This is a genomic window from Faecalicatena contorta (assembly GCF_001404335.1).
Taxonomy (GTDB): domain Bacteria; phylum Bacillota; class Clostridia; order Lachnospirales; family Lachnospiraceae; genus Faecalicatena; species Faecalicatena contortus_B.
The window spans coordinates 48,045-70,793 of record NZ_CYZU01000020.1 but is presented as its reverse complement, the minus strand read 5'-3'; the positions used below and the strand labels follow the sequence as shown (position 1 = coordinate 70,793).

24 protein-coding genes are annotated in these 22,749 nt (G+C 48.3%); 23 read left to right on the top strand and 1 reads right to left on the bottom strand.

Annotated elements, in window-relative coordinates; genetic code table 11:
• Positions 1–66: 66 nt before the first annotated feature.
• The 11 genes from ARB69_RS11780 (at position 67) to ARB69_RS11730 (ending at position 10,288) form a co-directional block, all read left to right on the top strand.
• Positions 67–1,020, top strand: coding sequence for a MurR/RpiR family transcriptional regulator (locus ARB69_RS11780; protein ID WP_242843898.1), 954 nt, complete (start codon positions 67–69; stop codon positions 1,018–1,020).
• Positions 1,013–2,242: an NAD(P)/FAD-dependent oxidoreductase gene (locus tag ARB69_RS11775; RefSeq protein WP_055153261.1), complete on the top strand. Its 1,230-nt coding sequence runs from the start codon at positions 1,013–1,015 to the stop codon at positions 2,240–2,242. The genes ARB69_RS11780 and ARB69_RS11775 overlap by 8 nt, the downstream gene beginning before the upstream one ends.
• Before the next feature lie 32 nt (positions 2,243–2,274).
• Entirely contained in the window at positions 2,275–2,931 is a 657-nt protein-coding gene (gene cmk, locus ARB69_RS11770) for a (d)CMP kinase (protein ID WP_050642357.1), read from the top strand.
• Positions 2,932–3,026: 95 nt separating this feature from the next.
• On the top strand, positions 3,027–3,887 hold the full coding sequence (gene ispH / locus ARB69_RS11765) for a 4-hydroxy-3-methylbut-2-enyl diphosphate reductase (RefSeq protein ID WP_055153259.1): 861 nt from the start codon (positions 3,027–3,029) through the stop codon (positions 3,885–3,887).
• On the top strand, positions 3,868–4,950 hold the full coding sequence (rpsA, locus tag ARB69_RS11760; RefSeq protein WP_055153257.1) for a 30S ribosomal protein S1: 1,083 nt from the start codon (positions 3,868–3,870) through the stop codon (positions 4,948–4,950). Before ispH ends, rpsA begins: the two co-directional genes overlap by 20 nt.
• A 311-nt stretch (positions 4,951–5,261) precedes the next feature.
• Positions 5,262–6,581: an electron transport complex subunit RsxC gene (rsxC, locus tag ARB69_RS11755; protein ID WP_055153255.1), complete on the top strand. Its 1,320-nt coding sequence runs from the start codon at positions 5,262–5,264 to the stop codon at positions 6,579–6,581.
• A 17-nt stretch (positions 6,582–6,598) separates the two neighbouring features.
• The gene (locus tag ARB69_RS11750) at positions 6,599–7,531 is read left to right on the top strand and encodes an RnfABCDGE type electron transport complex subunit D (protein ID WP_025657529.1); all 933 of its coding nucleotides are present in this window, start codon (positions 6,599–6,601) and stop codon (positions 7,529–7,531) included.
• On the top strand, positions 7,531–8,145 hold the full coding sequence (locus ARB69_RS11745) for an RnfABCDGE type electron transport complex subunit G (protein ID WP_055153253.1): 615 nt from the start codon (positions 7,531–7,533) through the stop codon (positions 8,143–8,145). Before ARB69_RS11750 ends, ARB69_RS11745 begins: the two co-directional genes overlap by 1 nt.
• Complete coding sequence (locus tag ARB69_RS11740) at positions 8,138–8,872, top strand: RnfABCDGE type electron transport complex subunit E (protein ID WP_055153251.1); 735 nt, start codon at positions 8,138–8,140, stop codon at positions 8,870–8,872. The genes ARB69_RS11745 and ARB69_RS11740 overlap by 8 nt, the downstream gene beginning before the upstream one ends.
• Positions 8,873–8,884: 12 nt before the next feature.
• Entirely contained in the window at positions 8,885–9,460 is a 576-nt protein-coding gene (locus ARB69_RS11735; RefSeq protein WP_050642352.1) for an electron transport complex protein RnfA, read from the top strand.
• 12 nt (positions 9,461–9,472) lie between these two features.
• A complete protein-coding gene (locus ARB69_RS11730; protein ID WP_050642351.1) occupies positions 9,473–10,288 on the top strand; it encodes an RnfABCDGE type electron transport complex subunit B in 816 nt (271 codons plus the stop codon).
• Positions 10,289–10,546: 258 nt separating this feature from the next.
• Here ARB69_RS11730 and ARB69_RS11725 read toward each other — a convergent pair whose 3' ends face one another.
• Positions 10,547–11,533: an FAD:protein FMN transferase gene (locus ARB69_RS11725; RefSeq protein ID WP_055153249.1), complete on the bottom strand. Its 987-nt coding sequence runs from the start codon at positions 11,531–11,533 to the stop codon at positions 10,547–10,549.
• 157 nt (positions 11,534–11,690) lie between these two features.
• Between ARB69_RS11725 and ARB69_RS11720 the strand changes: the two genes are divergently transcribed.
• The 12 genes from ARB69_RS11720 to ARB69_RS27905 all read left to right on the top strand — a co-directional run bounded on the left by ARB69_RS11720 (position 11,691) and on the right by ARB69_RS27905 (position 22,415).
• Positions 11,691–12,047, top strand: a complete 357-nt coding sequence (locus ARB69_RS11720; RefSeq protein WP_050642348.1) for a NusG domain II-containing protein — start codon at positions 11,691–11,693, stop codon at positions 12,045–12,047.
• Between the two features lie 35 nt (positions 12,048–12,082).
• Entirely contained in the window at positions 12,083–12,577 is a 495-nt protein-coding gene (locus ARB69_RS11715; protein ID WP_050642347.1) for a Gx transporter family protein, read from the top strand.
• A gap of 119 nt (positions 12,578–12,696) precedes the next feature.
• Complete coding sequence (ruvA, locus tag ARB69_RS11710; protein ID WP_050642346.1) at positions 12,697–13,299, top strand: Holliday junction branch migration protein RuvA; 603 nt, start codon at positions 12,697–12,699, stop codon at positions 13,297–13,299.
• A gap of 20 nt (positions 13,300–13,319) precedes the next feature.
• A complete protein-coding gene (gene ruvB / locus ARB69_RS11705) occupies positions 13,320–14,318 on the top strand; it encodes a Holliday junction branch migration DNA helicase RuvB (protein WP_050642345.1) in 999 nt (332 codons plus the stop codon).
• A gap of 260 nt (positions 14,319–14,578) precedes the next feature.
• Positions 14,579–14,989, top strand: a complete 411-nt coding sequence (zapA, locus tag ARB69_RS11700; protein WP_009004307.1) for a cell division protein ZapA — start codon at positions 14,579–14,581, stop codon at positions 14,987–14,989.
• A gap of 123 nt (positions 14,990–15,112) precedes the next feature.
• Entirely contained in the window at positions 15,113–17,485 is a 2,373-nt protein-coding gene (locus ARB69_RS11695; RefSeq protein ID WP_055153273.1) for a U32 family peptidase, read from the top strand.
• A gap of 14 nt (positions 17,486–17,499) precedes the next feature.
• The gene (locus ARB69_RS11690; RefSeq protein WP_055153247.1) at positions 17,500–18,927 is read left to right on the top strand and encodes an FtsW/RodA/SpoVE family cell cycle protein; all 1,428 of its coding nucleotides are present in this window, start codon (positions 17,500–17,502) and stop codon (positions 18,925–18,927) included.
• A gap of 37 nt (positions 18,928–18,964) precedes the next feature.
• Positions 18,965–20,314: a peptidoglycan D,D-transpeptidase FtsI family protein gene (locus ARB69_RS11685; protein ID WP_050642791.1), complete on the top strand. Its 1,350-nt coding sequence runs from the start codon at positions 18,965–18,967 to the stop codon at positions 20,312–20,314.
• An 18-nt stretch (positions 20,315–20,332) separates the two neighbouring features.
• On the top strand, positions 20,333–20,677 hold the full coding sequence (locus ARB69_RS11680; protein WP_050642343.1) for a hypothetical protein: 345 nt from the start codon (positions 20,333–20,335) through the stop codon (positions 20,675–20,677).
• Positions 20,678–20,683: 6 nt separating this feature from the next.
• On the top strand, positions 20,684–21,781 hold the full coding sequence (locus ARB69_RS11675; protein ID WP_055153245.1) for a DUF2953 domain-containing protein: 1,098 nt from the start codon (positions 20,684–20,686) through the stop codon (positions 21,779–21,781).
• A gap of 35 nt (positions 21,782–21,816) precedes the next feature.
• Entirely contained in the window at positions 21,817–22,230 is a 414-nt protein-coding gene (locus tag ARB69_RS11670) for a GerW family sporulation protein (protein WP_050642341.1), read from the top strand.
• A 50-nt stretch (positions 22,231–22,280) separates the two neighbouring features.
• Positions 22,281–22,415: a hypothetical protein gene (locus tag ARB69_RS27905; RefSeq protein WP_255350423.1), complete on the top strand. Its 135-nt coding sequence runs from the start codon at positions 22,281–22,283 to the stop codon at positions 22,413–22,415.
• Positions 22,416–22,749 lie beyond the last annotated feature (334 nt).

Here is a 22,749-nt window from a genome sequence, read left to right as displayed (position 1 = left end):
AATGTTAAATTATAAAACAAGTATATTCTGCCCAAATTGAATGAGAAAATGAGAAGAGGAACTGCCGTGAGTGAAAATAAGTTAAGCACAAATGAGAATAGTACGAATGAACTGCTGCTTAGAATAGAAGAAAAGTATAAACGCCTCAGCAAAGGACAGAAAAGACTGGCGGAATATGTATGCCAGAATTACGATAAAGCCGTCTTTCTGACTGCTGCAAAACTGGGGGATATTGTAGGCGTGAGTGAGTCCACGGTTGTCCGTTTTGCAACGCAGCTGGGATATAAGGGGTATCCGGGCTTTCAGAAAGCCCTGGAGGAGCTGGTGCGCAACAAGCTGAATTCTATTCAGAGGATGGAAGTGACCTATGGGAGAATCAGCCAGTCTGAGATTCTTGCTACCGTGCTGCAGTCGGATATAGAGAAGATCAAGCTGACGCTTGCGGGAATAGACCAGAAGGCGTTTGAACTTGCCATTGATACGATTCTGAAAGCAAAGAAGATTTATGTGATCGGGATCCGGAGCTGTGCTCCTCTTGCTGCATTTTTGACGTTTTATCTGAATTTGATCTGTGACAATGTGACGGCAGTCAATACGAACAGTTCCAGTGAGATTTTCGAGCAGCTGATCCGGATCGATCAGAATGATGTGATCATAGGAATCAGTTTCCCGCGGTATTCGATGCGTACATTAAAGGCGCTTGAATTTGCGAGTAACCGCAAGGCGAAGGTGATCACGCTGACGGACAGTATTCATTCCCCCATGAATCTCTATTCTTCCTGCAATCTGATCGCCAGGAGCGACATGGCCTCCATCGTGGATTCACTGGTTGCTCCGCTGAGCGTTGTGAATGCGCTCGTGGTTGCGCTCTGCATGAAAAAGCAGAAAGAAGTAGTTGCCACTCTCGAGACGCTGGAAAAAATATGGGACGAGTATCAGGTATACAGTGGTGATGAACTGAACCATGTCAGCAGTTCTATGCCGGGCGGAAAGGACGCGGAAGGTAGTGGGGATGAGTAAGGTACTGATAATCGGCGGCGGCGCGGCAGGAATGATGGCGGGCATATTTGCGGCCGGAAACGGACACGAGGTCCACATATATGAAAAGAACGAGAAACTGGGGAAAAAGCTTTTTATTACAGGAAAGGGCAGATGCAACTTGACAAATGCCGGAGAGATGGAAACTCTTTTTTCTTCGGTACGAAGCAACCCCAAGTTTTTATACAGTGGATTTTACAGTTTCACGAATGAGCAGGCAATCGAGTTTTTTGAAAATCTCGGGGTGAGAACAAAAGTGGAGCGTGGGAACCGGGTATTTCCGGAATCGGACCACTCTTCGGACGTGATTTCTGCCATGAGCAGAGAGTTAAAGCGGCTGGGAGCCCTGATTCATCTGCACGCGGAGGTGAAACAGGTACTGGCTGATGAGGGATATTTCACAGGGATCCGCCTTGCCGATGGTAAGACCGTATCGGCGGATGCGTGTATCATAGCGACGGGCGGGATCTCCTATCCGTCGACGGGATCTACCGGGGATGGTTACCGGTTTGCGCGGGAGGCGGGGCACAAGGTAACTGCACTTTACCCGTCTCTTGTACCAATGGAAGTAAAGGAGGCATTTATCCCGGCACTTCAGGGATTGTCACTTCGGAATGTTAATGCCGTGATTTATGACGGGAAAAAGAGAGTTTATGAAGAATTCGGCGAAATGCTGTTTACTCATTTTGGCGTGAGCGGTCCGGTCATCATCAGTGCCAGCAGTGTGATGGGTAAACTTTTGGGAGAAAAGAAACTTCGGCTTTCCATTGACCTGAAGCCGGCATTGTCTGCAGAGCAGCTGGATCAGCGTGTGCTCAGAGACTTTGAAGAGAACAGGAATAAGCAGTTCAAGAACGCAGTGGATAAGCTTTTCCCGGCAAAATTAAAGCCGGTCATGATCGACAGGAGCGGCATCGATCCGGAAAAAAAGGTCAACGAGATCAGCCGGGAAGAAAGGCGCCAATTTGTTGCGCTGATCAAGGACTTTGATATGACGCTCACAGGACTGCGGGGGTACAATGAGGCGATTGTCACGAAAGGCGGCGTTGATGTCAGGCAGCTTGATCCTGGAACGATGGAGTCTAAGCTCGTAAGCGGACTTTATTTTATCGGGGAAGTGGTTGATCTGGATGCACTGACCGGCGGGTTTAACCTGCAGATCGCATGGTCTACCGCCTATCTGGCGGGGAATGCGGTACATTGACGAAAAAGGAAGGCATGAGGAGGAAAGAAAACATGGGATATAATGTGGCAATTGACGGTCCGGCAGGGGCAGGCAAGAGCACGATTGCAAAACTTGTAGCTAAGAAAAAAGGGTATATCTATGTGGATACCGGAGCGATGTACAGGGCACTTGCACTCTGTTTTCTGGACGCAGGCATTGCACCCGGGGAGACACAGCGGATGATCAGTGCGTGTGAGGATGCAGTTGTCAGTATCAGATACGAGAACGGAGTACAGCAGGTCTATTTAAATGGAAGAAACGTAACTTCCCGAATCAGGGAAGAAGCCGTTGGCAACATGGCCTCTGTGAGTTCTGCAGTCCCACAGGTGAGAGCGAAACTTCTCGAGCTGCAGAGGGAATTGGCTGAGAGGGAAGATGTGATTATGGATGGCCGTGATATCGGCACGAACATTCTGCCCCATGCTGATGTTAAGATATATCTGACCGCGAGCGTGGCCACAAGGGCAAAGAGACGGTATGATGAGCTCCGGGAAATGGGAGAAGAATGCGATTATGAAGAAATAGCCCGTGATATCCGGGAACGGGATGAAAGAGACATGAGCCGGGAGACGGCGCCGCTGAAAAAAGCAGAGGATGCTGTCCTGATCGACAGTTCTGAGATGACAATCGAGGAAGTGGCTGCAGAGATTATACAATACTGCAGATAACAGGAAGGCCAGTCGGTTTCTTTTATATTTTTGCGGGAAGTATATGGAAAAGAAGAACGGAACACAGACATATTTGGAAAAGGAGCAGAGAAAAGATGAAAATAGTACGGGCGAAAACGGCCGGATTCTGCTTCGGTGTGAAGCGGGCCGTGGAAACGGTATACAAAGAGCTTCAGGGGGAAGCGGGCAGCGGTCCTCGGATTTATACTTACGGTCCTATTATCCACAATGATGAAGTGGTTAAAGATATGGAGAAAAGAGGGGTGAAGGTGCTGCGGACAGAGGCGGAACTGGAATCTCTGACAGAGGGAACAGTCATTATACGCTCCCATGGCGTTCCGGAGTATATTTATAAAAAAATGGAAGAGCAGGGGCTTACGGTGATAGACGCAACCTGTCCCTTTGTCAAAAAAATTCATAATATTGTAAAACGCGAGAGCAGGGCGGGCAGCCACATTGTCATTATCGGTAATCCGGAACATCCTGAAGTGCAGGGAATCAGGGGCTGGGCGGGAGATCATGTGACAGTGGTGCAGAGTGAAAAGGATGCATCCGACTTTGTTCCAAATCCGGGAATGAAGGTCTGCATTGTGGCGCAGACGACATTTAATTACAATAAATTTCAAGATTTAGTTGAAATTATCTCCGAAAAGAGTTATGATGTAAGTGTTTTAAATACAATCTGCAGTGCAACAAAGGAGCGTCAGAATGAAGCGGGGAGTATTGCAGAAGAGGTGGATGCTATGATCGTGATTGGTGACAAACATAGTTCCAACACCCAGAAGTTATTTGAAATATGCCAGAAAGCATGTAAAGATACGTACTATATACAGACACTTGACGATTTGGATTTGAATCAATTAGGGTCAGTGGAAACAGTAGGTATTACAGCAGGGGCATCCACGCCCAACAATATAATTGAGGAGGTTCAAAATAATGTCAGAATTATCTTTTGAACAAATGTTAGACGAGTCATTTAAAACAATTCACAACGGAGAGGTAGTTGAGGGTACGGTCATTGACGTGAAGCCAGATGAGATTATCCTGAATATCGGATATAAGGCAGATGGTATCATTTCAAAGAATGAATATTCCAACGACCAGTCAATTGACCTTACGACTGTAATTTCAGTAGGGGATCCTATGACTGTGAAAGTTCTCAAAGTAAATGACGGCGAAGGACAGGTATTACTGACTTATAAGAGACTTGCTGCAGAGAAGGGGAATGAGAGACTGCGCGAAGCTTTCGAGAACAAAGAGGTTCTGAAGGCTACCGTTACTCAGATTCTTGGCGGTGGATTATGTGCAACAGTTGATGAAGCACGTGTATTCATACCGGCAAGCCTGGTATCTGATTCTTATGAGAAGGATTTAAGCAAATACGAAGGCCAGGAGATTGAGTTTGTGATCAGCGAATTCAATCCAAGAAGAAACCGCGTGATTGGTGATAGAAGACAGTTACTCGTGGCAGAGAGGGCAGAGAAGCAGAAAGAGCTGTTTGCGAAGCTGCGCGTTGGAGACACAATTGAAGGAACAGTTAAGAACGTAACAGATTTCGGTGCATTTATCGACCTTGGCGGAGTAGACGGATTGTTACATATTTCCGAGATGTCCTGGGGAAGAGTTGAGAATCCGAAGAAAGTATTCCAGGTTGGTGATGTTGTAAAGGTTCTGGTGAAAGATATTAACGACACGAAGGTTGCGCTCAGCCTGAAGTTCCCGGAGACGAATCCGTGGGCACATGCGGCAGATGATTTTGCCGTGGGTACAGTTATCAATGGAAGAGTAGCACGTATGACAGACTTTGGTGCGTTTGTGGAGCTTGCACCCGGCGTTGATGCACTTCTCCATGTTTCCCAGATTTCCAGGGCACATGTTGAGAAACCTTCCGATGTTCTTTCGATCGGACAGGAGATTACAGCCAAGATCGTAGACCTGAATGAGACTGACAAAAAGATCAGCCTGAGCATGAAAGCACTGGAGCCGGATGCACAGGAAGCTGATGCAACAGAAGAGTAAAAATACCATATGTGCATGCGTAGCGGTATTTAGGGCAGGTACGGAAATGGTATTAGAAAAGGATAGAGGCTTAGGAAGTCTCTATCCTTCTTGTATAAGAATTTATAGCCGATATTGGTGTATGGGGTCAGGATTTCATTGTAAAAACAGGAATCCTGATCCCATTGAAGTTTATGATAAGTGTTAAAAAAACGTCAAAATATATGCGTTTTGAGTTTTTACAGACGGTAATTTGTTATATTTACTGGATTTTGCATACAATTTCTAGTACAATACAATTATTGCGAAAAAAGAAAGGAAGGTAGTAAAGAATGGGACTTTTAACTTTTAAGGGCGGAATCCATCCAAACGATGGAAAAAGTCTGGCAAAAGATCAGGCAATTGCTGAAGTACTGCCTAAAAGCGACTTGGTATATCCGCTTTCACAGCATATCGGTGCCCCTGCAAGTCCAATAGTTCAGAAGGGGGATCATGTGTTAAAGGGCCAGAAGATAGCTGAGGCCGGGGGATTTGTGTCGGCGCCGGTCTATGCATCTGTATCAGGCACAGTAAAAGGGTTAGAAAAGCATTTCAATCCTACGGGAAGCCTGGTCGATTGTATTGTGATTGAGAACGACGGAGAATACGAGGAAGCAGAGCGCAGCCCGGTGAAGCCGCTTGAGGAGCTGTCGAGAGAAGAGATCATCGGCATGATCGGAGAGGCGGGAATTGTCGGTATGGGCGGGGCCGGTTTTCCTACCAGAGTTAAGCTTTCACCAAAAGAGCCGGAGAAGATTGATTTTATTATAGCGAACTGTGCAGAATGCGAGCCTTACATCACCGCAGACTACCGCAGGATGCTGGAGAATACCGAAGAACTTGTGAGCGGTATGAGAATCGTTCTCTCTCTGTTTGATAATGCCAAGGGGATCTTTGGTGTAGAAGATAATAAGAAGGATTGTATAGAAAAGCTTAGAGAAGCGGTGAAAGATGAGCCGCGTATGGAAGTGAAGGTGCTTCAGACGAAGTATCCGCAGGGCGCGGAGCGCCAGCTGATCTACGCAGTTACGAAACGAGCTATCAACTCTTCTATGCTGCCTGCGGATGCGGGATGTATTGTGGATAATGTGGAGACGCTGATTGGCATACATTATGCGGTTGCCAAAGGGCGTCCTCTGACGGAACGTGTCGTGACAGTGAGCGGGGATGCGGTAACGAGTCCGGGGAACTTTCTCGTACAGCTCGGAACAAATCAACAGGAGCTTGTGGAAGCGGCGGGCGGTTTCAAGACAGAACCGCAGAAGCTGATTTCAGGCGGCCCGATGATGGGATTCGCCATGATGACACTGGATACTCCCGTGACTAAGACGTCTTCTTCCATTCTTGCATTTACGGAAGATATTGTTGCCAAGTCCAAGACAACGGCCTGTATTAACTGTGGGCGGTGCGTAGAAGTATGCCCGAGCCGGATCATTCCCTCAAGGCTGGCGGATTATGCTGAACGGTTTGATGAAGAGACATTTACAGCGCAGAACGGACTGGAATGCGTGGAATGTGGTTCCTGCAGCTATGTTTGTCCGGCAAAGCGGCCGCTGAAACAATCCATAGGGTCAATGCGTAAGATTGCCCTGGCAAACAGAAAGAAAAAATAACAGAGAGGTGAATAAAAGTGAACGAGAATTATAACATATCATCTTCACCGCATATACGGGCGAAAGTAACCAGCGGCAATATTATGCTGATGGTTGTTATAGCGCTGCTGCCGGCTACAATCTTTGGGATTTATAATTTCAGACATGAAAATGCATGGCTCCTGGTGGTGGTAACTACAGTATCTGCGGTGCTGGCTGAATACATATATGAGAAGCTGATGCATAAGCCGATTACGATTAAAGACTGGAGCGCAGTTGTTACAGGATTGCTGCTCGCCCTGAACCTTCCGCCGACGCTTCCGCTGTGGATGGGCGCGCTTGGCTCCGTATTTGCAATTATCGTGGTGAAACAGCTGTTTGGAGGACTGGGACAGAACTTCATGAACCCGGCTTTGGGCGCAAGGTGTTTCCTGCTCATATCCTTTACCGGGCGCATGACTTATTTTGTTTATGACGGTGTGACCGGGGCGACTCCTCTTGCGGAGCTGAAAGCAGGGGAGACGGTGAATACCATGAATATGCTGATCGGAAATATCCGCGGGACAATCGGTGAGACTTCTGTTCTCGCGATCATGCTGGGCGCAATGTTCCTGCTTCTGATCGGGGTGATTGACCTGAGAATTCCGGGTACATATATCGTGACTTTTGTGATTTTTATTACTATTTTCGGCGGGCATGGCTTTGATCCACAGTATATTACGGCGCATCTGTGCGGGGGCGGCCTGATGCTGGGAGCCTGGTTCATGGCAACCGATTATGTGACCTCGCCCATTACAAAGCGGGGGCAGATCGTATATGGTATCTGTCTGGGCCTGCTGACCGGTCTGTTCCGGCTGTTTGGAGGTTCTGCAGAAGGGGTATCTTACGCGATTATCATCAGTAACCTTTTAGTGCCCCTTATTGAAAAGGTTACTCTTCCAAAACCATTTGGTAAAGGAGGAGAAAAATAATGAATAAAATTGTGAAGAACACTTTAATACTTACAGTGATTACACTGGTTGCAGGCATACTGCTGGGGCTTGTATATGAGGTGACAAAAGAGCCAATCGCAACGGCCCAGGAGAACGCCAAGCAGGAAGCGTACAAGACGGTTCTTGCGGATGCGGTTTCTTTTGAAGACTATACAGAGTTTGATGAGAGCGAGGCGGCCGCAGCCTTAAAAGAGGGTGGTTATGAGAGCGATGACATTACAGAAGTAGCCGTTGCATTAGACGAGAGCGGTGAAACAATGGGATATGTTGTTACGGTAACTTCACACGAAGGCTACGGCGGGGGTATTAAGCTTTCTGTTGGTATTTTAAGTGATGGAACCGTTAAAGGAATTGAAACGCTTACAATTACTGAGACGGCCGGCCTTGGAATGAAAGCTGCGGAACCGGAATTCAAGGATCAGTTCAAGGATAAGCAGGTAGAAAAGTTCTCTTATACAAAGACCGGAGAAGAGGGCGACGATAAGATTGACGCTTTGAGCGGCGCAACGATTACGACCAATGCGGTGACCAATGCAGTTGACTCTGCCCTGGTATATTTTCAGAGTGTGTTAGGAGGTAGTGTCAATGAATAAGAATACGGAAAGACTGTATAATGGTCTGGTTAAAGAGAATCCTACCTTCGTATTAATGCTGGGAATGTGTCCCACGCTGGCGGTTACAACTTCGGCTATAAACGGGATTGGCATGGGCCTTTCCACGACTGTCGTGCTTGTGTTATCCAATATGCTGATATCCATGCTGCGGAAGATCATCCCGGATTCCGTCAGAATGCCGGCATTCATTGTTGTGGTGGCTTCTTTTGTAACAATGGTTCAGTTTTTGCTGGAAGGTTTTGTACCGAGCCTGTATGATTCTCTGGGGATTTACATTCCTCTGATAGTTGTTAACTGTATTATTCTGGGAAGAGCGGAGAGCTACGCTTCCAAAAATCCTGTGCTCCCATCCATATTTGACGGGATCGGAATGGGGCTTGGCTTTACTGTAGGCCTTACGGCGATTGGGATTGTGAGAGAGCTTGTCGGATCCGGAAAGATTTTTGATTACCAGATTCTGCCGGACTCTTATGAGCCTATTACTATCTTTATCCTGGCTCCGGGTGCTTTCTTCGTTCTGGCACTCTTAACGGCGCTTCAGAATAAGGTTAAGAAAAAAGCAGAAGCCAAGGGCGATCCGATCGCTGAAAAGATCGGATGCGGTTCGGGATGCGCCACATGCGGGAAGAAAGAAACCTGCGGCGGAAGTATGTTTATGGATGTGCGCCCGGAACCGAAAAAAGCAGGAAAGAATGGGAATGAATAGGAGGGGAATGAGATGAAAGAATTACTTTTAATTGCAGTTGGTGCTGCATTTGTGAACAACGTCGTGCTCAGTCAGTTTCTCGGGATCTGTCCGTTCCTCGGTGTTTCTAAAAACGTAAAAACCGCAGGCGGCATGGGCGGCGCTGTTATTTTTGTCATAACAATCGCGTCGTTTGTCACAAGCCTGATCTACAAGTTCATTCTTGTACCGACACATTTTGAGTATTTGCAGACTATTGTGTTTATACTTGTCATAGCAGCATTAGTTCAGTTTGTAGAGATGTTCCTGAAAAAGGCAATGCCGCCGCTGTATAATTCACTGGGCGTCTATCTGCCGCTGATCACAACAAACTGTGCGGTGCTTGGCGTTGCACTGACAAATGTGACGAAGTCTTACAGCATTCTGGAAGGCGTCATCAATGGGGTGGCAACGGCCTTTGGGTTCCTTGTGTCAATCGTTCTTATGGCAGGAATCCGCGAGAAAATCGAACATAACGACATTTCAGAATCATTTCAGGGAACTCCGATTGTCCTGGTTACGGCCGGACTGATGGCAATTGCATTTTTCGGATTTTCAGGATTGATTTAGGAGGGAAGGAACATGAGTATATCAGGAATTTTAATAGCTGCGGCGATTGTCGGCGGAACCGGATTATTCATCGGCATCTTCCTGGGGATATCCGGAAAGAAGTTTGCCGTTGAAGTAGATGAGAGGGAAGAGGCGATCTTAGGCGTCCTTCCCGGCAATAACTGCGGAGGATGCGGTTTTGCCGGCTGTTCGGGCCTGGCTGCGGCCATTGTAAAAGGTGACGCAGAAGTCGGTGCATGTCCCGTCGGCGGATCACCGGTTGCAGCCCAGATCGGCGAGATTATGGGGGTTGCTGCGGGGGATCAGGAACGGCAGGTCGCATTTGTGAAGTGCGCCGGTACGTGCGAAAAAGCACAGGATCAGTATAAGTACCAGGGAATTGAAGACTGTATTATGGTAAATATGATGCAGGACGGCGGCCCAAAGGGATGTTCCTATGGGTGTCTGGGATTTGGAACCTGTGTAAAGGCATGCCCATTCGATGCAATCCATATTATTGATGGAATAGCCGTGGTAGATAAGGAAAAATGCAAGGCCTGCGGTAAGTGTATCGCAGCCTGCCCGAAACATCTGATCGAACTGATCCCATATGACCAAAAGACGTTTGTGCAGTGTAATTCTAACGCAAAAGGAAAGGCATTGATGGATGTCTGCCTGGTAGGCTGCATCGGATGCCGCCTGTGCGAGAAGAATTGTGAGACGAATGCGATCACGGTGACAAATTTCCTTGCCCATATCGATGCGTCCAAGTGTACTAACTGCGGCATATGTGCAGATAAATGTCCACGGAAAATAATTATACCCAGAAAGATACCGCTTACATCATAGTACATAATGGCGTAATGCCAGAAGCCGCTTAGAGAAATTGAACTACAAATACCTGGGATGGGTGTTATACTGCAGCGGCCTCAGAAAATGAAAATCAGCATAACGAAAACCAGCATAATGAACACCGACGGCAGCTCCGGAAATGCAGAGTGCATTTACGGAAGGGCCGCAGGGTTCCGGGATTACAGTCCAGGAAGTGGTTCTTATGCTGGCTTTTGCTATACCTATGGATGGATAGGGGAGCCTTGGGAAATTCGGTTAATCTGCATAATGCAGCGTGTAGTCGTCGGTTACGAAGATGGCCCGGATATTGTCCAGCGATTCTATCAAGGCGGATCCTTTGTCCAGCCCGAGCCCGAAACAGGCCGTGCTCAGCGCATCACCGTCTACCGAGGAGTCAGAGATGATTGTGACCTGAAGAAGCTGGTTGCCGTAGGGATAGCCGGTGGCGGGATCCAGCAGGTGGTGATAGATTTTACCGTCTTTCTCAAAATACCTTTCATAGGTGCCGGAGGATACCACTGACTGGCCGTTGATTTCTACGGTCGTGATGGCCTCATTTGTCTCAGCGAAGGGCTTCTGGATTCCGATATGGAAGGGCTGCCCGTTATACCTGCCGCCGACTGCAACGATGTTGCCGCCGAGACTGATGAGTGCGTGCTCAATCCCCTGGTCCGTAAGGTATGCTTTTAACTTGTCTGCGATGAAACCTTTGGCGATACCGCCCAGGTCGATCGCAGCTTCAGGGTCTGTCAGGGTGACCGTATTTTTGTCCAGAATGACATTCTTATAGTTCACGTGGCTTCTGGCTTTCTCTATGGAATCCTGATCCGGGATATTTCCGGGATTATTTTTCACATCCCAAAGCTCACTCAAAGGGGCTATGGTGATATCAAACCAGCCGTCCGAGAGCCGTCCGTAATACAGTCCCTTTTCCAGCAGTTCGGCTGTTTCGGGATCCACTTCCACGGGAGCGCCCTGAGCGGCGTTGATTCTGGATACGTCGCTTGTCTCAATGGTTCGGCTGAAAAGGTTTTCGTAACGGGTACACATTTCTTTGCAGTGCTCCAGTATGGATTCATCCGTGGTTCCCCAGACCTCCACGGATATAACGGTGTCAAAGTACATGCCGGTCATCTTGATCGAGCTGTCGGCACGGGAAACTTTGCTGCAGCCGGCAGCTGTAAGCAGGATGGCTGCGGTTAGAAGAAGTGAAAGGGTGCGTTTCAGCATGGCTTGTTTCATAGGATTCCTCTTTCGGATGTATTTAAGGGCCTGCCCTGCAGGACGGTTTCCTTATTTTTGTATTTGGATTATTATAACCATTTTCAGGAAGAATTACAATCGAACATGTGATTGCATTCTAAAAGTCGGTGTGCTATGATAGTGGCTGGAGGCGGATATGAAAAAAAATGATTTTTTATTAATCGGACTCATTTTACTCATCGCAGTTTCTGTGATGGGCTATCATTATCTGAAGAAAGACAGTGGCATGGGAAAAGCAGTGGTCCGGGTTGACGGCGAACTATTTGGGGAATATGATTTGTCAAAAGACCAGATCATAGATATACAGGGGACTAACACCCTCGAGATTCATGACGGTAAAGCTAGGATGTCCTCCGCAGACTGCCCGGATAAACTATGTGTGCATCAGAAGGCGGTTTCAAGAGATGGGGAGAGCATCATATGCCTGCCCAATAAGGTCGTAGTATCCATCGAAGGCGGGGAAGACCGTGAAATGGATGCGGTGGCAAAATAGTGGTGTCAGAGTCCAGGCGTACAGGAGGAAGAGGCATGAAGAACAGAGCTGCTTATTTTGGAGTGTTTACGGCGCTTGCCCTTATATTCAGCTATGTGGAGATGCTGATTCCGATACAATTCGGGATTCCGGGGATTAAGCTGGGGCTGGCGAACCTGCTGATCGTAATCATGCTGTATAAGTGCGGTGCAAAAGAGGCTCTGCTGCTTTCCGTAGTCCGGATCGTGCTGGCGGGTTTCATATTTGGCAATATGTTCAGTATCATATACAGTCTGGCAGGGGGCGTTTTAAGCCTGGCGGTAATGACGGTATTAAAAAACAGGGGATCCTTCAGCGTGACAGGAGTCAGCATCGCCGGAGGCGTGTTTCATAATATCGGACAGCTTTTCATAGCGATGGTGGTCGTGGAGACATTTAAAGTTGGTTATTATCTGCCTGTGCTGTTGATTGCGGGCGTCATTACGGGAGCACTGATCGGGCTGATCTCGGGTGAAGTGCTCAAAAGGCTGAGAAACCTGACATTGATGTAAAAAAGGAAGACGCAGGAACTATTGCGCCGCCGCGAAAGCAGGCACAACTCTGACGCAGATATCAGGCACTTATTATGAAAAGATTAATGCAATGCTTTACTATAGAAAAGGGGAAAACGATGATTTCATATATTCGCGGCGAACTTGCTGCTGTGGAGAAGGAAAAAGTAATAGTGGATGTGGGCGGTGTTGGATACGGCATTTATATGCCGGGACAGGCTATGGGGCTGCTGCCTCAGCCGGGAAATGAAGTAAAGATCCACACCTATCTGAACGTGCGGGAGGACGCGATGCAGCTGTTTGGCTTCCTGACCAGAGACGATCTGGAAGTTTTTAAGCTCGTGATCGGCGTCAGCGGAATCGGCCCCAAGGGCGGCCTGAGCATCCTATCCCAGCTGACACCGGATGACCTGCGTTTTGCAGTGCTGTCGGGAGATGTGAAGGCAATCTCAGCGGCGCCGGGAATCGGGAAGAAGACAGCGGAAAAGCTGATCATAGAGTTGAAGGATAAACTCAACATTGAAGATGTGCTTACGCATGCAGCGGACAGCAGCGCGGCCGCGGTTCCTGTCAATAACGGCGGAATCCAGTCCGAAGCGGTTCAGGCTCTGGTGGCACTGGGATATGGAAGCACGGAAAGCCTGCGCGCAGTCAAACAGGTGGAGCTGGACAATCCAACCGTGGAGGATGTGCTGAAGGAAGCCTTGAAAAAAATGCTTTAATTTCATGACAGAGGGAAAGTATGGGAAAACGAATCATAACAACGGAAAATCTGGAAGAGGACGTAAAGATAGAGAGCAGTCTGAGGCCGCAGCATCTGGAAGATTATATTGGGCAGGAAAAAGCGAAAGAAACGTTGAAAATCTACATAAAAGCGGCAAGGGAGAGGCAAGAGGCCCTGGATCATGTGCTGTTCTACGGCCCGCCCGGACTGGGCAAGACGACCCTGGCGGGGATTATTGCCAATGAAATGGGCGTGAATATAAAGATTACTTCGGGCCCTGCAATTGAAAAGCCGGGGGAGATGGCGGCTATTCTGAATAATCTGCAGGAGAATGACGTTCTGTTTGTGGATGAGATCCACCGGCTGAACCGGCAGGTGGAAGAAGTGCTGTATCCCGCCATGGAGGACTATGCGATCGATATCATGATCGGAAAAGGGGCAACGGCCCGTTCCATCCGGCTGGATCTGCCCAAGTTCACATTGGTTGGTGCAACAACCCGGGCGGGTATGCTGACGGCGCCCCTGCGGGACCGGTTCGGGGTTGTCAATCATCTGGAATTCTATACGGAGCAGGAGCTGAAGACGATTATCATGCGGTCTGCCCAGGTATTGGGTGTGGAGATCGACGGGAACGGAGCGTTGGAGCTGGCCAAGCGCTCCCGGGGGACCCCGAGGCTGGCAAACCGCCTTCTCAAGCGTGTGAGGGATTTTGCACAGGTGAAGTACGACGGAGTCATTACCGAAGCAGTGGCCAATTATGCCCTGGATCTGCTGGACGTGGACAAGTACGGGCTGGATCACATTGACAGGACCATCCTGCTGACGATGATCGAGAAGTTTCAGGGAGGCCCTGTGGGGCTGGACACGTTGTCTGCATCCATATCCGAAGATGCAGGGACGCTGGAAGACGTTTACGAACCGTACCTGTTGAAAAGTGGATTTATCCAGCGGACACCCAGGGGAAGGGTGGCGACGGATCTGGCTTACACGCACCTGGGAATCCCGCTTTCAGACTGAAAATTCTGCTTATTTCGGCTGATGAAATAGGAAATAACTTGAAAAAATGGTTGGTTTTTGTATTCATATAGTTTATAATAACAGGTAAGAAACACGAGGAGGGTTACTGTTCACAGGCAAAGCCTGTAAACAGTAACGCCGCCTGCCCATTAAAAGCCGCCTTTGGCGAGGGGCAGGCTCATCGGCTGTTTTACGTTGTCGCTCCCAGTCTGTCAGCGTAGTGACAGGCTGGGGAGTGAACAGTAACTGAGGAGGATGCTATGAGTTCAGCAAAACATTTTACAGAAGTTTTAATTGGAGGAAAGGTCTACACATTAAGCGGATTTGAAGGCGAAGAATATCTTCAAAAAGTTTCTTCCTATCTGAACCATAAGATTACAGAATGTGCCAACAGCGAAGGGTTCCGTAAACAAAGCGCCGATACCCGGAACGTGCTCCTTGCCCTGAATATCGCAGACGACTATTTTAAGGCGAAAAAACAGGGTGATTCCCTTGAAAGTGATATTGAACTAAAAGACAAAGAGATGTACGACCTGAAGCACGAATTGATATCTGTTCAGATTAAGCTGGAGAACGCTGAGAAGGAACTGGCTAAGATGAAGGAAGAGAATAACGACCTGCAGATGCAGATTGTAAAATTAGAAACTGAGATGAAGAATCGCAGAAAATAAGAGTAGGCTGTCATTGGACAGCTTATTTCATTTATCCCAGGCGGAGGAACATCATTGACACAGGACAGAAAAGGAAGCAATAAAATAGAGATACTGGCGCCGGCGGGTTCTTACGGGAGCTTTATGGCGGCTGTAACGGCAGGGGCGGATGCAGTATATGCAGGCGGCCCTCGTTTTGGTGCAAGGGCTTTTGCGGATAATTTTACGGAGGAGCAGCTCCTTTCTGCCATTGATTATGCACATTTTCATGGCAGAAAGTTCTATCTGACAGTGAATACTCTTTTAAAGGATGCCGAGCTTGAAGAACTGTACGAATATCTGGACCCGCTTTACCGGCAGGGGCTGGATGCAGTGATTGTACAGGATATAGGCGTGCTTTCATTTGTTAGAGAGCATTTTCCGGGAATGGATATCCACGCCAGTACACAGATGACGGTTACAAATACAGAGGGTGCTCTGTTTTTAAAAGAGCAGGGTGCGGCACGTGTTGTGCCTGCAAGAGAGCTTGCTCTGGAAGAAGTGCGCGATATTGTAGAACAGACCGGCCTTGAGATGGAGTGTTTTGTCCATGGGGCGCTCTGTTACTGCTACTCTGGGCAGTGCCTGCTGAGCAGCCTGATTGGAGGACGCAGCGGAAACAGAGGGCAGTGTGCGCAGCCGTGCAGGCTTCCCTATACTGTGAATGAAAAAAAAGAGTACACTCTGAGTTTGAAGGATATCTGCACGCTGGAATTGATACCGGAATTGGTGGATGCGGGGATCGATTCCTTCAAGATCGAGGGGAGAATGAAAAAACCGGAGTACGTAGCGCTTGTTACGGCCATGTACCGCAAATATACGGACATGTATCTCCAAAATGGCAGGGAGGGTTTTGCTGTCGCTCCCGGGGATCTGGAGATGCTGATGGATATCTATAACCGGGGAGGCTTCAGTCAGGGATATTACAGGCAGCATAACGGACGGAATATGCTTTCTCCGGATCGTCCGAACCATGCCGGTGTGCCCGCAGTGCGGGTCATTGCGCAAAAAGGGCGTGAGATTGCAGTGGAGGCGCTGACGGATATTCACAAAGGAGATATTCTGGAGCTGGAAGGCGAAAACGCCGGAGAGAGCGGCAGGACTTTGGAAGCCAAAGCCGATGCGGACCGGCAGAAATGGTACACTTTTGGAACGGCGGTTCCGGCAGGCGGCAGATCGAAGATTCTGGTACCGCGCAAAATGACAATGAAAAAGGGAATTATATTATGCCGGATCCGAAACCTTGAGTTGCTGGAGTGTATACAAAAAAGATATATAGACAGAACTGCGCAGGAGACCATACGCGGAAGTTTTCGGGCTGCCGTTCAGGAGCCTGCGGTTTTGACGCTAGAGTTCCGGGGGATCACGGTTTCGGCGGAGACAGAAGAGCGGACGGAAGCTGCTAAGAACCAGCCGTTGGATGAAGAGAGAATCAAGAAGCAGCTTATGAAGACCGGAAATACTGAATTTGTTTTCGAATCCCTGGAAGTTACAACGGACGGCCCTGTATTTCTGCCAATGCAGAGACTGAATGAACTCAGACGCAGGGCGCTGGAATATTTGGAAGAGGCTATTTGTAATCAATATAGAAGAAACGGCTGTATACCGGAACAAGGTCGGGAAATGCTGGATCCTAAACGAACGGCGGGGGAAAAGAAGGTACCTTATCTCTCCGTATTAGCGGAATCGGAAGAACAGACTGAAGCGGCAGTCGCGTGTCCGGAAGTCTTCCGGATTTACCTGGAAAGTAGTTCTGAGACGGATTTTATAAAAAATGGCATTTATAAAAGAATCTCCCGGGAGGCAAAAGGGCAGGGGAAAGAGCTGTTTCTTGCAATGCCTCATATATTCAGAGAAACGGCGGTGTCCTATTATACGGAAAATATGGGGATACTGGCGGAGTTTGACGGATTTTTAGTCCGCAATTATGAAAGTTTTCATTTCCTGCGGAAACATGGATTTGACAAGAAGATCATATTGGACCATAATCTATATGTATTCAATCAGTCCGCGAAGGAGTTCTGGAGCAGCTGCGGCGTAGAGAGCATTACGGCGCCGGTGGAATTAAACAGGGCGGAGCTGGAGCGGCTGGGGATCGAAGAAGCCGAGCTTTTGGTCTATGGACGGCTGCCGGTCATGGTGTCTGCACAATGTATCGCAAAAAGCACGTCGGGATGTACGAATACCCCCGGCATCACGGTGATCAAAGACAGATATCAGAAAGAATTTCCTGTAAATAGATGCTGCAGATTCTGTTATAATGTAATGTACAATACAAAGCCGGTCTTTCTTCTGGATCTAAAGGAAGAGATCTGCGGGCTCTCTCCGGCAGGGCTGCGGCTCATGTTTACACAGGAGAGCGGGCAGGAAGCCCGGATGATCCTGGATATGTACAGAGACATTTATCGCAGAGGCAGGCAGGTCCGTACAGAGGGTATGGCTTTTACCAGAGGACATTTTAAACGAGGAATAACATAAAAGCAGGTGAAAAAGTGGTTAATATTGTAGTAGAATTATCGAAGTATATTATGATTATACTGATGGCAGTGTATACATTTTCCTGTTTTTCCATATTCGCGCAAGTGTATGAGGAAGACAAAAAATGGATATTAATCAGACAGAATGTACTGATGTTCCTGATTCAATTTACTGCCTACCTTGTCATGTATCTGCAGACGAAGGAAAAGAAGCTGATCTTTTTCTACGGGGCACAGGTCGTGCTTTTGATCGCAGTACTTGTACTTTACCGGGTGCTTTATCCGAAAGTATCCCGGCTGATTGTCAATAATATGTGTATGCTGCTGAGTATCGGTTTCATCATGATTACGAGACTGACATATGCGAAGGCTGTGAAGCAGTTTGTCTTTGCCGTGGTGGGCACGGTCATTGGGCTGTTTGTGCCGGTGCTGATACGAAAACTGAAGTTTTTAAAGGACTGGACTTATATCTATGCCGGTGTTGGGATTCTGGCCCTGGGTGCGGTTGCTGTGCTGGGGCAGCTCTCCGACGGCGCAAAGCTGGGATTCACCATTGCGGGATTCGGAATCCAGCCCTCGGAATTCGTAAAGATTTTATTTGTATTTTATGTGGCGGCAAGTCTGAATAAGTCTACGGAGTTTAAGAATGTGGTGATCACGACGGCTGTGGCCGGGCTGCATGTGCTGATTCTGGTTCTGTCTACGGACCTGGGCGCCGCCCTGATTATGTTTGTGGTGTATCTGGTTATGCTTTATGTAGCAACAAGGCAGCCTCTTTATGCGCTGGCCGGGATCGGAGGAGGCAGTGCAGCCGCGGTGCTGGCATACCACCTTTTTTATCATATCCAGGTCAGGGTCTCTGCCTGGAAGGATCCCTTTGCTTCATACAGTGAGGGGGGATACCAGGTCGCGCAGTCCCTGTTTGCAATCGGGACGGGAAGCTGGTTCGGCATGGGCCTGTACCAGGGGCTTCCGGACAGCATCCCCGTAGCGGAGGAGGATTTTATATTCTCAGCCATCTCAGAAGAAATGGGGCTGATATTTGCCTTGTGTCTTGTACTGGTGTGTGTCAGCTGTTATGTGATGTTCCTGAACATTGCTATGGCGATCCATAATCAGTTCTATAAACTGATCGCTCTGGGCCTTGGAACCTGCTATATTTTCCAGGTGTTCCTTACAATCGGAGGTGTGACTAAGTTCATCCCTTCCACGGGAGTTACGCTGCCCCTGATCAGCTATGGAGGAAGTTCCATGCTGAGCACAATGATTATGTTTGGAATCATACAGGGCCTGTATATTTTAAGAGAAGACGAGGAAGAGATTATTGAGAAGAGAAGAGAGAGAGAATTACGAAGAAGTGAACAGCCAGGAAAGGCGCCGCGGAAAAAACAGCCGGGCAAAAAACCAGCGTTCGAAGAAGTTCCGAAACAAAGAGTTCGCTAGAGTCACGTACTTGTTTGTCGCTCTGTTTCTTGCCTTAATGGCTTATATGGTATATTTTAATATCGTTCGTGCCAAGACTATTGTAAACAGCCCGTATAATGAGCGGCAGGACGCATTTGCGGACCGCGTAATCCGCGGAAATATTGTGGATAAAAACGGAAATGTGCTGGCGGAGACGAATGTGGCGGAGGACGGGACGGAAGTGCGCAATTACCCTTATGGCGCGGCTTTTGCCCATGTCGTTGGGTACAGCTTTCCGTCAACCGGGAAGAGCGGGCTGGAATCCATTGAGAACTTTGAACTGCTCACCTCGAATGCTTTTTTTCCGCAGAAGCTGATGAATGAATTCAAAGACGAAAAGAATATGGGAGACACCGTAGTCACAACCCTTGACGCAGATCTCCAGCAGGCGGCTTACAATGCACTTGGCGGCAATAAGGGGGCCGTGGTGGTGATGGAGGCAAGCACAGGGAAGATCCTGACCATGGTATCCGGGCCCACTTATGATCCCAACAGCGTGGAGGCTAACTGGGAAGCGCTGAATGCAGACGACAGTGAAAGTCCGCTGCTGAACCGCGCTACACAGGGACAGTATGCGCCGGGGTCCACATTTAAAGTGGTGACCGCGCTGGAATACATCAGGGAGCACAGTGATTATGCCAATTACAGCTACGACTGTGCCGGTGAGATTACCGCAGAGGGAGTTACGATCCACTGCTTTGACAGTACGGTGCACGGCCTGCAGGATCTGAGAAGTTCCATGGCCAATTCCTGCAATTCTTCTTTTGCAAATATCGGCCTTTCTCTGAACAAGACGTCTTACAGGGAAACTGCGGAGGAACTTCTATTTAATAAGAAGCTTCCGTCTGTTCTGGATTACTCGAAAGGGTCTTTCAGAATTAATGAGAATTCCAGCGGTGCGGAAATGATGATGACCGCCATGGGGCAGGGCGAGACACTGGTCAGCCCATACCATATGGCATTGATTACTGCAGCAATTGCAAACGGCGGCACACTGATGGAACCATATCTTGTGGAGAAGGTAACCAATGCAAACGGAGCAGAAATCAGGAAAAATGTTCCGAAGAGCTATAAAAGACTGATGACTTCCGATGAGGCATCTCAGTTAAAGGATTATATGAAGGCCGTTGTAGACGAGGGCACGGCAACGATGCTGAGCGGCCAGTCCTACACAGCTGCCGGAAAGACAGGAACGGCAGAATACAGCATGGATGACGGGGAGAAGACGCACTCCTGGTTCATCGGTTTTACAAATGTAGACAATCCGGAACTGGTGATCAGCGTGATCATCGAAGGATATGACGGAAATGCGGGGGCAAAGGCAGTGCCGATTGCCAAGCAGATACTGGATTCTTATTACTATTAAAGCCAGGTGGTGAAGAGTATGCAAATGACATTTTACTGTGACTTATATGTCAGTGAGGACCTGGAGGATAAAAAGGAGAAGGTCATGCAGAAGCTGGAAAGCAACAGCCTGCAGCCTTCCGTCTATGTCATCACGCTTTCGCAGGGGGAGCAGAATCATCTGGAATTTTATTCTTCCCTGCTGTACAAACAGCATATCTATGAAAATACGCCCGTATTTGTCGTGGGGATTGCGAAAGGATATGATGATGCCCTCTATCTGGTGGAGGCGATTGCAGAAGATATCTATAAAAAGACCAATGATCTGGATATACGGGGCTATATCCGGAGGCGCCAAAAAGAATATGAGGAAGGCAGAGTGTAAAAGCGGATGTTACATATAATCCTTTTGATTCTGAAAATTATAGGATGGATATTGCTTGCAATACTGGGATTACTGGTATTGCTGATTTGCATTGTCTTTTTTGTGCCTCTGCGTTACCGGGCGGAGGGGAGGTGCAGGGGAACCCTGGACTCTCTCTATGGGAAGATCCGGTTTTCGTGGTTTATGCATCTTGTGAGCGGCAGTGCCGTCTATGATGGGGGAAAGCTCATGTGGACAGTACGGATCGCCTGGAAGAAGCTGCATGGGGGCGTGGAAGAAGACTGGGAAGAGGCACACGAGCCCGCCAGGCCTGGGAAACATACCGAAGAGGAAGATCTGAAAGCGCTGGAAGAGCTGATGGACAATGGCGCACAGCAGTGGCCGGAAGAGCAGAAGGACGAGAACATAGTGGAAGAGAAGCCCCCGGATGCGAAACGTTCGGATCAGGAGCAGAAGGAAGGGCATTTACAGGAAAAATATAGAGAAGAAGATCCAGCGGAGGAAAACAATCTGGAAAAACTGCTCAGGGAAGAGATGCGTGATTCGGAAAAGGAAAATGAGAAGTATTCAGACAATGAGCACTCCCCGTCCGGTGATGAAAAAACAGAGGCAGAAAAAGAAAGCATTGCTTCCAAAGTTGAGAAAAAATATGAGAAAAGCGTAAAATGGTTACAGAAAATTTATCATAAGATAAAATATACATTTAAGAAGATTTGTGATACCATAAGGTCATTGCTGGAGAAGAAGGACACACTGCTGGAGTTCATAGAGGACGAGATCCACAGATCCGCATTCTTCACGGCACTCAAAGAACTGCGGCGGCTGCTGCGCTGTTTGAAGCCGAAGCGGCTGGAGGCAGATATCCATTTTGGATTTGAGGATCCAAGCATAACGGGAAAGGTGCTCGGCCTCATCAGTATGATATATCCGTTTCTGGGAAAACATACAAATATTCAGCCGGATTTTGAACACAGGGTACTGGAAGGGGACATTGCAATTTCCGGCAAACTGCGCGTTCTCTATGTGGTGGTTGTGGGATGGAATCTTATATGGAACAAAAACGTGCGCACCACATTCAGGCATATCAGAAAATTTGAACTGTAACAAAATAAGTATGAAAGATTAAGGAGGATTCAGGCATGGCAGAAGGAAGTAATTTTAAGGAGACTGTGGAGGCGTTATTTCAGGGAATGGACAATGTTGTGACATCCAAGACAGTAGTGGGGGATGCGATCCACATCAACGATACCATTATCCTCCCGCTGGTGGATGTATCGTTCGGACTGGGCGCCGGTTATTTTAACGGTGATAAAAAAGGTAGAGGCACAGGCGGAATGGGCGGCAAGATCACCCCAAGCGCGGTTCTTGTCATCAAAAACGGGACAACCAAGCTGGTCAACATCAAGAACCAGGATACCATCACCAAGCTTCTGGATATGGTACCGGACATGGTAGACAAGTTCACAACGAAAAAAGAAGACAAAGTGACCGAGGATGATGTCATGGACATCCTGAATTCCGAAGATTCCACCGAAAATGATGCACAAATTTAAAATCCGGGCATAAAATAATACCAAACCACCTGCCGGAAGCGGGACAGATTATGAAAAAAGTAATAGGGTTTGCATTACTCTGGTTTGCAATAGGAATGTTCGTCATGCTGGCACTGCCCAACGCAATCGGACTGCTGGTCACATTCATATGTCTGGCGGCAGGATATAAATTGTTTTGTGGGTAGGGACGCTGAGGGAGAGTCGGGACTGGTTTCCGGCGGGGCTGTATATGCCGTTTGGATGCCCGCGCCACTTGATAAGAAGCAGTAACAGAGAAAATGTGGGGAATAGAGGTACTTGCCGCAGTTGGCCCGAATGCCGATGCATTCGCGCCGCCGGCGGCAACAGGATTTGATTTGGAAAATCAAATCCTGCCCTCTATTCCCCACATTTTCTCTGCAACTGCTTCTAATCGCGTTCTGAGGGCGTCCAAACGGCATATACAGTCCCGCCGGAAACCAGTCCCGACTCCCCCTCAGCTTGGCGCATCCGGCCGGGACGGACGGGGGCGGCGTATTT